Here is a 9,812-nt window from a genome sequence, read left to right on the forward strand (position 1 = left end):
GCGTTATTCTGTGTTGCCGTCATTCGCGAGCAGGCTCGCTCCCACAGGGGATTTGTGAACGCCACAGATCCAATGTGGGAGCGAGCCTGCTCGCGAAGCAGTCACCGCGGTCTATCAGTCCGGCTCACACCCCTTCAATACCAACCGGATAATCGTCTGCGCCGCGGCCTCATAATCCGCCTCATCCAGCTTGTCTTTCCCGGTGACCGCAGAAATCTGCCAGTCGAAGTCGGCGTAGGTCTGAGTCGCGGCCCAGATGCTGAACATCAGGTGGTTGGGGTCGATCGGGGCGATCTGGCCGCGGTCGATCCAGCTCTGGATGCAGTCGATGTTGTGTTTGGCCTGGCCATTGAGCTGCTCGACCAGGTCGGCGCTCAGGTGCGGGGCGCCGTGCATGATTTCGCTGGCGAATACTTTCGAGGCGAAGGGCAGGTCGCGGGAGATGCGGATCTTCGAGCGGATGTAGCCGCTCAGCACTTCGCTCGGTACGCCGTCCGGATTGAACGGGGTCGAGGCCTGCAAAATCGGCACGATGATGCTTTCCAATACCTCGCGGTAGAGGTTTTCCTTGGACTTGAAGTAGTAGTAGACGTTGGGCTTGGGCAATCCCGCCTTGGCAGCGATGTCGCTGGTTTTGGTCGCAGCGAAGCCCTTGTCGGCAAACTCCTCACTGGCGGCACGCAGGATCAGTTCTTTGTTGCGCTCGCGGATTGTGCTCATAAACCCGGTGGTTCCTTGCCTGTTCTGGCGGTTGCGCATGGTAGCACCGGCCTCGCGCAGCGCTCAAGAATGCCCCGCGTGGTCTAAGGTCGCGTTATGCTTCGCACCATTCATACATAAAAGGAAACAGGATTCATGGCAGGAAGCAGTTTGCTGGTGCTGGTCGACGATATTGCCACCGTGCTGGACGACGTGGCGTTGATGAGCAAAATGGCCGCCAAGAAGACCGCCGGCGTGCTCGGCGACGACCTGGCGCTCAATGCCCAGCAGGTCTCCGGCGTGCGTGCCGAGCGGGAAATCCCGGTGGTCTGGGCGGTGGCCAAGGGTTCTTTCGTCAACAAACTGATCCTCGTGCCATCGGCGCTGGCGATCAGTGCATTCGTGCCGTGGCTGGTGACGCCGTTGTTGATGGTCGGCGGCGCGTACCTGTGTTTCGAAGGTTTCGAGAAGCTTGCGCACAAATTTCTGCACAGCAAGGCTGAAGACGAGGCCGAACATGCGCAACTGACTGAGGCAGTTGCTGATCCGGCGACCGATCTGGTGGCATACGAGAAGGACAAGATCAAAGGCGCGATTCGCACTGACTTTATCCTTTCGGCAGAGATTATCGCGATCACTCTGGGCACCGTCGCAACTGCCTCGCTGACTCAGCAAGTGATTGTGATGTCCGGTATCGCCATCGTCATGACTGTCGGCGTTTATGGATTGGTAGCGGGTATCGTCAAACTCGACGATCTCGGTCTGTGGCTAACGCAAAAGCCTGGGCAGATGGCCAAGAAAATCGGCAGCGCGATCCTCAGCGCCGCGCCGTACATGATGAAAACCCTGTCGGTGGTCGGTACGGCGGCGATGTTCCTGGTCGGCGGCGGCATCCTCACCCACGGTGTGCCGGTGGTGCATGACTGGATTGAGGGCGTTGGCGCGGCGGCCGGCAGTGTCGGGTTTGCGGTGCCGATGTTGCTCAATGGTGTCGCGGGGATTATTGCTGGTGCGGTGGTGTTGGCGGTGGTTTCTGTCGTCGGCAAAATCTGGAAAGCCATCAAAGGCTGAACGCAGTAACCCTGTGGGAGCGAGCCTGCTCGCGAAAGCGTCGAGTCAGTCACCTGTTTCGAGTCTGATGCACCGCATTCGCGAGCAGGCTCGCTCCCACATTGGACTCGTGTTGCTGCATGAAAAAGGGCCATTCGACTCGCATCGAATGGCCCTTTTTTTGTGCCTGCCGAAATTACTCGGCGACCTGCAACTTGCGCGCTTCGGTATACACGTACCGCACTTTCTCGTACTCGAACGGTGAGTTCATCTGACCGTAGCGGAAGCTGGTCTGATAGCGCTTGTCGACCGCGCGCAGCGCCCAGATTTCCGGGTGGTTGGAGCTGACTTCGGAGACGTTGAGGAAGTTGATCGCCGATTCAGCGGTGTAATCGACAGCCAGGCCTGCAGTGTCACGGATGTTCGACGGGCCGAGGATCGGCAGTACGAAGTAGGCGCCGCCCGGTACACCGTAGAAGCCCAGGGTCTGACCGAAGTCTTCGCTCTGGCGCGGCAGGCCCATGGCGGTGGCCGGATCCCACAGGCCGGCGATGCCGATGGTGGTGTTGAGCAGCAGGCGCGCGGTGGTTTCCATCGAACGCTGGCCTTTGAACTGCAAAAGGCTGTTGACCAGATTCGGCACGTCACCGAGGTTGTTGAAGAAGTTGCTTACGCCGGTGCGCACGAAGCTCGGGGTGATGTAGCGATAGCCGTCGACCACCGGCAGGAACACCCATTGGTCGAAGCGATAGTTGAAGTGATAAACCCGGCGGTTCCACGACTCCAGCGGGTCGTAGACGTTCAGCGCGTTGAGCGTCGAACGCTCGAATTCACGCTGATCCAGCCCCGGGTTGAATTTGAGTTTGGACAGCGGCTCTTTGAAGCCGTCGCTGTCGACCACCACGGGCGCGTTGGCTTTACTGTTGTCGGCCTGGGCCACGCCTGCGCAGAGTAGCGCTGCAATCAGCAGGAGATGTTTAGCCACGGAAGAACTCCAGCATGGCGTCGCTGTTGACGCGGTAGTTAAGGTTGCCGCAATGGCCGCCCAGTGGATAAACGGTCAGTCGATCACCGAAGGTCTTGCGCAGGAAACCGAGGTCGCCCGGACCGAGGATCACGTCATCGGCGTTATGCATGACGGCGATTTTCGGGCTGTCGTGCAGGTAATCCTTGAGCGCATACAGGCTCACCTGATCGATCAGTTGCAGCAGGCTGCCGCCGTCGGTGCGCGCACGCCACATCGGAATGACCTGTTCGGTCAGGTAGCAGTCGAAGTCGCACTGCAACGCACGCTTGAGGAACGGCGTGAGGCTGGTGCCTTCGGTGATCGGGAATTTCGGCGGGGTGATCAGGCCGCGACGGTTGATCAGGTCCGAGGTGAATGCAATATCGGCTGCCGAGAAGCGGAACGAGGTGCCGATCAGCATCGCCATCTGTTCGTTGGTCAGATGTTGCTTGGACTGCTGGAAGTCGTAGAGCAGCGCATCGTTGAGGTCGATGTAGCCTTTCTGCTGGAAGTAGCGGGTCAACTTGGCCAGCACCAGTTCATAGAATGTGGTGCTGTTGTTAATGCCTTTGACTTCGGTCTGCACCAGTTTGTCGAGGTTGGTCACCGAGGTGTAGAGGTTGACCGGCGGGTTCAGCAGCAGGACTTTCTTGAAGTTGAAGCTGCGGCGCGTTTCGTCCAGATGCGCAACGAAGGCGGCATCGAGGGCGCCGAGGCTGTAGCCGGTCAGGTAATACTCGGTGACTGGCAGCTTTGGATTCTGCGCGCGCACGGCCTGCATCACCCGGTACATGTCCTCAGCGTCTTCCTTGGTCACGCCTGGCGTGGCGAAGCGTGAGGCGGCGCTGATGAAGTCGAAACTGGTCGGCGACGACAGCTGGACGACGTGGTAGCCGGCCTTGTAGTAGAGTTTTTTCAGGTATTCGTTGAGCGTGCTGTCATAACGCGCGCCGGTGCCGGCAATCAGGAAAATCAGCGGTGCCGGTTTGTCCTGGGTGGCGATACGGTAGGTGAGCTTTTTCACCGCCCAGAAGTTGTCCGGCAGAATGAACTCGCGTTCCGGGCGCAGGGTCACGCTGCGGTCCGTCTGATTGATGTCGTCGTCCAGCGGCAATTCCGGGCGCAAGTCCGGCGGAGTCGTGGCGATGGTCGCCTCGAACGGGTTGGTCAGGGGGTAGCCATAACTGGCGGCGTCGATATCCACCGCCAGTGCGGACGCACTCAGAATAAGGCCGCTGAACAGCGCGGCGAAGCGCAAGGAACGGAGCATGACTAGATCCCTTAGAGGAAGGTGCCGAATGAAGTTCGCAGGCTATGACCACCGGGTGTGCGCCAAAGTGCCATGCTGCGGCACCAAACAGGCAGAATTCGGAGTAATAGTAGCTGGACGATACACTTTGCACGCCCTGAATGAACAGTTAAGTGTTGTTAGCGCTTGCGTATGCATGACGGCAGATTAAGCTGGCCGCCGATTTCTCAAGATTGGAGTGCTTCATGTCCCGCCGCTTGCCCGTGATTGTGCTGCTCGTTCTATTGCCGTTGTGGCTGGCCGCCAGTTATGGCGCGCGTTATGGCTTTATGGAGGACGGCAAGTGGGTCGGCATCTGCGTCGATGAGGCCAGCCGTTGGGAATGTCAGGTGCGTTCCAGCCTTGGATTGATGATTCACTTCAAGGTGCTGGGCTGGACGGCACTGGGCGCAGCGCTGATCGGTTTTGTCTTGCCGGGGCGGGCAGGGTGGTGGCTGGCGGTGCTGGCGCTGGCGGTCGGGGCGCCGGCACTCGCGTTGTACAACACCACGTTGGCGGTGTTTGCGTTGGTGATTGCCGGGTTGCGGTTGGTCCGCGAGTCCCGTACTGCCTGATGGAAAAGATCGCAGCCTGCGGCAGCTCCTACATTGAGATGGTGTACACCTTGTAGGAGCTGCCGAAGGCTGCGATCTTTTGATCTTGCTTTTGATCAGTCCTTGCGAACACGCAGGCAGCGCCACAAAGCACCCACCATCAACACACTCACCAACGCCCACCCCCACGCCTGCTGATTCTGCAAACCTTCCTGATACAGCTGCGGCGCAATCCCCGCGCCGACAATGAAGGTCAGCAAGGCAATTTCACGACGCGGCACGCTCACCGGACGGCACAGATAAACCAGCGCCGGCAGCACGAACGCCATGCTCGCAAAGCTGCGATAACGCGGATCGAAGACCATCTCCAGCATCATTACCGCAGCGGCAAAACCTGCCGCCGCGACCAGCCAGCCGGCGCGACGTTCCAGCAGATTGAACGCACGTTGACGCCAGCCAGTGCGAGCACTCAGCGTCAGCGCCGCATGCGCCAAGACCAACAGGTTCAACGCGGTCAGCAAGCCGACCCACAGCCATTCGCTGGCAAACCGTGTGGTCACCCGCGCCAGATCACCCCAAGCGCCAATCGAGCAAGCGGCGAGGGCGCCCAGCAACGGCAACACCAGCGCCGAGCGCGTGGTACGAACGCGACCGCCAAGGATCAGCGTGCCAAGAAAAATCAAACCACCGACCGCCAGCCATTCCTTCCAGTACGGCACATTGGTCACCGGTCCGGCCAGCACACCTTTGTCCTGACGGTCGGCATCGAACAAGCCCCAGTAACCGCCAACCGCGCCTTCACTGCCGCGCTTCCACGGCTGGTCAAACGCTTCGATCAGGTTGTAATGCCAGCCTTCTTTCTCGGCCATCGCGACAAAACCACGAATGAACTTGGCCTCGTTGACCCGGCTCGGCAGGGCGGTCTCGCGCTGGCGGCCTTCGCTTGGCCAGCCGGTTTCGCCGATCATCACGTCTTTCGGCGCGAATTTATTACCGAACACCTGGCGCACATCCGCCACATGCTGCAGGGCGACGTCGATGTTCGACGGATCATCTTCCCAGTACGGCAGCAAATGAATAGTCAGAAAGTCCACCGCTGGCGCGACTTCAGGATGCTTGAGCCAGAACTCCCAGACGTCGGCGTAAGTGACCGGTTGCTTGACCTGGCTCTTGACCTTATTGATCAACCGGACCAGTTGCGTGCCAGTGACTTCCTTGCGCAGCAAGGCTTCGTTGCCGACGATCACCGCGCTGACCACGTCCGGGTTGGCGTTGGCCGAGGCGATCAGCAGGTCGACTTCTTTCTCGGTGTCCACCGGGTTGCTGTTGACCCAAGCGCCGATCATCAATTTCAAGCCGTGTTTACGCGCCAGATCCGGCAGTGCCTCAAGGCCCGTCATCGAATAGGTACGAATGCATTCAAAGCGTGTCGCCAGCAATGCGAGGTCGGCGTCCATGCGCTCCGGGCGCAGTTTGAATGGCACGTCGAACGGTGACTGGTCTTTATCGAACGGGGTGTAGGAGGCGCACTGCAATTTATGCGTCGGGGTCGCAGCGTCCGGCAGAATCACCGGTTGGCCAAGGCCATACCAGAAGCCGGCGAGGGCAAACAGCCCCAGCAGGCAGGCGAAGAGGTAAGGCAGAAGGGGAAAGCGGGAAGTCGCGGACATGGTCAGGCCGAGTGGCTGCAAAGCGACGCATGTTACCTGCATTTATAGAGGGTTGGTGGCCCGCATGATTTTGACATGCAAAGTTCGGGCGGATTATTTGGCGTCATTTATAGAGTCGCGATTAATGGCCTTGTGATGTCGTTTCTCGTTGTCTTGAGGTCGCTGGCAGAGCAGGTCGCGAGCGTCGTCAGGTTGATGATCGAAGCGTCAGCACTCCACTGATGTTCCAGCGAGTTTGCGGTCAGGCGTGATGGGGGCGCTGTGCACCATAACAATACGTTGACGTCGCCCGCCATCCGTCGGGCGCAGCATTTCGGGGAAGTAACGATGAAGATGCGACGACTTTTAGGCGCAGGTGCCGCTCTGGCGCTGGCGATGAGTGCGACACTGGCCAGTGCGGAAACCAAGACCCTGAACATCGGTTACGTTGATGGCTGGTCCGACAGCGTGGCGACCACTCACGTGGCGGCCGAAGTGATCAAGCAGAAACTCGGCTACGACGTGAAACTGCAAGCCGTCGCCACCGGGATCATGTGGCAGGGCGTGGCCACCGGCAAACTCGACGCCATGCTCTCGGCCTGGCTGCCAGTGACCCACGGTGAATACTGGACGAAGAACAAGGATCAGGTCGTCGATTACGGCCCGAACTTCAAGGATGCGAAAATCGGCCTGATCGTGCCGGAGTATGTGAAAGCCAAGTCGATCGAAGACCTGAAAACCGATGACACCTTCAAAAACCGCATCGTCGGCATCGACGCCGGTTCAGGCGTCATGCTCAAGACTGATCAGGCGATCAAGGATTACGGCCTCGACAAATACAGCCTCAAAGCCAGTTCCGGCGCCGGCATGATTGCCGAGCTGACCCGTGCCGAGAAGAAAAACGAGTCCATCGCGGTCACCGGTTGGGTGCCGCACTGGATGTTCGCCAAGTGGAAACTGCGCTTCCTCGATGACCCGAAAGGCGTGTACGGCGCAGCTGAAACCGTAAACAGCATCGGCAGCAAAGAACTCGCGACCAAAGCACCGGAAGTGGCCAAGTTCCTGAAGAACTTCCAGTGGGCGTCGAAAGACGAAATCGGCGAAGTCATGCTGGCGATTCAGGACGGTGCCAAGCCTGACGCGGCGGCCAAGGATTGGGTCGCCAAACACCCGGATCGCGTGGCCGACTGGACCAAATAACCCGAAATAGCATCGTTCACCACGAACCCTGTGGGAGCGGGCTTGCCCGCGATAGCGTTCTCTCAGTTGACTAATAGTTGGCTGACACGACGCCATCGCTGGCAAGCCAGCTCCCACAGTTTTTTGTGTGTGCTCAAGAATGGCAAATACGTCATGGCGTTCTACTACTAAGGTCGTCTGTTACCGCGCTCGCAGCCGCATACATTAGCTATGTTCCAACAATAATCTGTGCTGCGAGGATAAAAACAATGAACGACAGCATTTACCTCTCGATTCAAAACAGTCCCCGATTCAAGGAGCTGGTGCGAAAAAGGGAAAAGTTCGCCTGGATACTCTCGGCGATCATGCTCGGGCTTTACTCTGGCTTCATCCTGTTGATCGCTTACGGGCCGCATATTCTGGGCGCGAAACTCAGTCCTGAGTCCTCGATTACCTGGGGAATTCCAATCGGTGTCGGACTCATTCTTTCGGCATTCATCCTCACCGCTATCTACGTGCGCCGCGCCAATGGCGAGTTCGACGACCTGAACAATGCGATTCTCAAGGAGGCTCAGCAATGATCCGGCGTCTACTGGCTTTATTGAGTGTTGCGGCTTTCGCGCCGAGTGTCTGGGCGGCTGACGCGTTGACGGGGGAGGTGGCCAAACAGCCGCTGAACATTCCGGCGATCCTGATGTTCGTCGCCTTCGTTGGTGCGACGCTCTACATCACCTACTGGGCCTCGAAGAAAAACAACTCGGCGGCCGACTACTATGCGGCGGGCGGCAAGATCACCGGTTTCCAGAACGGTCTGGCGATTGCCGGTGACTACATGTCGGCGGCGTCCTTCCTGGGGATTTCCGCGCTGGTATTCACCTCCGGCTACGATGGCCTGATCTACTCGATCGGCTTCCTGGTGGGCTGGCCGATCATTCTGTTCCTGATCGCCGAGCGTCTGCGTAACCTGGGTAAATACACCTTTGCCGACGTGGCGTCCTACCGCCTCGGGCAAACCCAGATCCGCACCCTGTCTGCCTGCGGTTCGCTGGTGGTGGTGGCGTTCTATCTGATCGCGCAAATGGTTGGTGCCGGCAAGTTGATCCAGTTGTTGTTCGGTCTGGACTACCACGTCGCGGTGATTCTGGTCGGTGTGCTGATGTGCATGTACGTGCTGTTCGGCGGCATGCTGGCGACCACTTGGGTACAGATCATCAAGGCTGTGCTGTTGCTGTCCGGTGCCTCGTTCATGGCGCTGATGGTGATGAAGCACGTAGGCTTCGACTTCAACACGCTGTTCTCCGAGGCGATCAAGGTTCACGCCAAAGGCGAAGCGATCATGAGCCCGGGCGGTCTGGTCAAGGATCCGATTTCGGCCTTCTCGCTGGGTCTGGCGCTGATGTTCGGTACGGCTGGCCTGCCACACATTCTGATGCGCTTCTTCACCGTGAGTGACGCAAAAGAAGCTCGCAAGAGCGTGCTCTACGCAACTGGCTTCATTGGCTACTTCTACATCCTGACGTTCATCATCGGCTTCGGCGCGATCCTGCTGGTCAGCACTAACCCGGCCTTCAAAGATGCGGCTGGCGCGCTGTTGGGCGGCAACAACATGGCGGCGGTGCATTTGGCCAACGCGGTCGGTGGCAGTATCTTCCTCGGCTTTATCTCGGCGGTGGCGTTCGCGACCATTCTGGCGGTTGTGGCAGGCCTGACGCTAGCCGGTGCTTCGGCGGTTTCTCACGACCTGTATGCGAGTGTGATCAAGAAGGGCAAGGCGAACGAGAAGGACGAGATTCGTGTCTCGAAGATCACTACCATTGCCTTGGCAGTGTTGGCGATTGGCTTGGGCATTCTGTTCGAAAGCCAGAACATTGCGTTCATGGTGGGCCTGGCGTTCTCGATCGCGGCGAGCTGTAACTTCCCGGTGCTGCTGCTTTCGATGTACTGGAAGAAGCTGACCACTCGTGGGGCGATGATTGGCGGCTGGCTGGGTCTGGTGAGTGCGGTTGGCTTGATGATCCTTGGCCCGACCATCTGGGTGCAGATTCTGCATCATGAGAAGGCGATCTTCCCTTACGAGTATCCGGCGTTGTTCTCGATGATCATTGCTTTTGTCGGGATCTGGTTCTTCTCGATTACTGATAAGTCGGCGGCTGCGGATAAAGAGCGGGCGCTGTTCTTCCCGCAGTTTGTGCGTTCGCAGACGGGGTTGGGGGCTAGTGGGGCGGTTTCGCATTGATGGTTTGATGGTTTTGTAATGTTGTGCTGAATGCCCCGGTTGAGAGATCGGGGCATTTTTATTGGGCGGTTATCGGGCAGGCCGTGTTTTTTGTGTGGATCGTGTACATATCCGTTGCTGCGGTTAGGGCTGCTTAGGGTTCCGCCCTTAC

At 58.7% G+C, this 9,812-nt stretch carries 9 protein-coding genes; 5 read left to right on the forward strand and 4 right to left on the reverse strand.

The genetic code is table 11. The features are described 5' to 3' along the window. Positions 1-114: 114 nt before the first annotated feature. Positions 115-720, reverse strand: coding sequence for a TetR/AcrR family transcriptional regulator (locus M5G26_RS28965; RefSeq protein WP_007919931.1), 606 nt, complete (start codon positions 718-720; stop codon positions 115-117). A 135-nt stretch (positions 721-855) separates the two neighbouring features. On the opposite strand from M5G26_RS28965, the gene M5G26_RS28970 reads away from it, so the two are divergent. After that, the gene (locus tag M5G26_RS28970) at positions 856-1,770 is read left to right on the forward strand and encodes a DUF808 domain-containing protein (protein ID WP_273917143.1); all 915 of its coding nucleotides are present in this window, start codon (positions 856-858) and stop codon (positions 1,768-1,770) included. A 175-nt stretch (positions 1,771-1,945) separates the two neighbouring features. Here M5G26_RS28970 and M5G26_RS28975 read toward each other — a convergent pair whose 3' ends face one another. Next, a complete protein-coding gene (locus M5G26_RS28975; protein ID WP_122608270.1) occupies positions 1,946-2,734 on the reverse strand; it encodes an MlaA family lipoprotein in 789 nt (262 codons plus the stop codon). Beyond that, a complete protein-coding gene (locus M5G26_RS28980) occupies positions 2,727-4,025 on the reverse strand; it encodes a serine/threonine protein kinase (RefSeq protein ID WP_134178435.1) in 1,299 nt (432 codons plus the stop codon). Before M5G26_RS28980 ends, M5G26_RS28975 begins: the two co-directional genes overlap by 8 nt. Before the next feature lie 224 nt (positions 4,026-4,249). On the opposite strand from M5G26_RS28980, the gene M5G26_RS28985 reads away from it, so the two are divergent. Further along, positions 4,250-4,618 carry a hypothetical protein gene (locus M5G26_RS28985; protein ID WP_273917144.1) on the forward strand — a complete coding sequence of 123 codons (369 nt, stop codon included), beginning with the start codon at positions 4,250-4,252 and terminating at the stop codon, positions 4,616-4,618. A gap of 95 nt (positions 4,619-4,713) precedes the next feature. Here M5G26_RS28985 and M5G26_RS28990 read toward each other — a convergent pair whose 3' ends face one another. After that, entirely contained in the window at positions 4,714-6,309 is a 1,596-nt protein-coding gene (locus M5G26_RS28990; RefSeq protein ID WP_273917145.1) for a glycoside hydrolase family 17 protein, read from the reverse strand. Between the two features lie 285 nt (positions 6,310-6,594). Between M5G26_RS28990 and M5G26_RS28995 the strand changes: the two genes are divergently transcribed. The 3 genes from M5G26_RS28995 (at position 6,595) to M5G26_RS29005 (ending at position 9,661) form a co-directional block, all read left to right on the forward strand. Then, complete coding sequence (locus M5G26_RS28995) at positions 6,595-7,446, forward strand: glycine betaine ABC transporter substrate-binding protein (RefSeq protein WP_095119935.1); 852 nt, start codon at positions 6,595-6,597, stop codon at positions 7,444-7,446. Positions 7,447-7,694: 248 nt separating this feature from the next. Beyond that, complete coding sequence (locus M5G26_RS29000) at positions 7,695-8,006, forward strand: DUF485 domain-containing protein (RefSeq protein WP_007919908.1); 312 nt, start codon at positions 7,695-7,697, stop codon at positions 8,004-8,006. After that, positions 8,003-9,661, forward strand: a complete 1,659-nt coding sequence (locus M5G26_RS29005; protein ID WP_016987517.1) for a cation acetate symporter — start codon at positions 8,003-8,005, stop codon at positions 9,659-9,661. The genes M5G26_RS29000 and M5G26_RS29005 overlap by 4 nt, the downstream gene beginning before the upstream one ends. Positions 9,662-9,812: the final 151 nt, after the last annotated feature.

The organism is Pseudomonas sp. TNT2022 ID642 (assembly GCF_028656995.1).
Classification (GTDB): Bacteria; Pseudomonadota; Gammaproteobacteria; order Pseudomonadales; family Pseudomonadaceae; genus Aquipseudomonas.

Bases quoted from the DNA above. Each gene is read 5' to 3' on its own strand.
- M5G26_RS28965 (WP_007919931.1), bottom strand. From the start codon at position 720: ATGAGCACAATCCGCGAGCGCAACAAAGAACTGATCCTGCGTGCCGCC.
- M5G26_RS28970 (WP_273917143.1), top strand. From the start codon at position 856: ATGGCAGGAAGCAGTTTGCTGGTGCTGGTCGACGATATTGCCACCGTG.
- M5G26_RS28980 (WP_134178435.1), bottom strand. From the start codon at position 4,025: ATGCTCCGTTCCTTGCGCTTCGCCGCGCTGTTCAGCGGCCTTATTCTG.
- M5G26_RS28985 (WP_273917144.1), top strand. From the start codon at position 4,250: ATGTCCCGCCGCTTGCCCGTGATTGTGCTGCTCGTTCTATTGCCGTTG.
- M5G26_RS28990 (WP_273917145.1), bottom strand. From the start codon at position 6,309: ATGCAGGTAACATGCGTCGCTTTGCAGCCACTCGGCCTGACCATGTCC.
- M5G26_RS28995 (WP_095119935.1), top strand. From the start codon at position 6,595: ATGAAGATGCGACGACTTTTAGGCGCAGGTGCCGCTCTGGCGCTGGCG.
- M5G26_RS29000 (WP_007919908.1), top strand. From the start codon at position 7,695: ATGAACGACAGCATTTACCTCTCGATTCAAAACAGTCCCCGATTCAAG.
- M5G26_RS29005 (WP_016987517.1), top strand. From the start codon at position 8,003: ATGATCCGGCGTCTACTGGCTTTATTGAGTGTTGCGGCTTTCGCGCCG.